Annotated in this window: 1 pseudogene; it reads left to right on the forward strand. The window is 37.6% G+C overall.

The features are described 5' to 3' along the window. Positions 1–193 precede the first annotated feature (193 nt). Positions 194–319 (forward strand): annotated as a pseudogene (locus GNY06_RS14040) (tetracycline resistance MFS efflux pump); the annotation flags it as partial.

Raw genomic sequence — 319 nt, forward strand, 5'->3', positions numbered from 1 at the left:
GACTGCCTGCAAAGGTGGTCGCCTACCAACTGGAAAGCAATCGAACAGATAGCACAGCTATTAAATTGGGAGTTTTGCGTGGGATATTCATTATCCCATTTGTTATAATGGGTAATGACTTCTTTTATTTCCACACAGTGACCAAGGAAAAGAAGCAAAATAACGTCACTTGATTGAACCAGTTTTTATAAAATTGGTAAATTTTATTTACGGTTATTTTATTTTACCCGAGTCGCTCTCCAAAAGCGACAGGAGATCTTTTGAATGGAAAAGAGCCAATCCCATCGGAGCTTTGATTATGCTGAAAAAATATCCTCAA

This window comes from Elizabethkingia argenteiflava, from assembly GCF_009904105.1.
Classification (GTDB): domain Bacteria; phylum Bacteroidota; class Bacteroidia; order Flavobacteriales; family Weeksellaceae; genus Elizabethkingia; species Elizabethkingia argenteiflava.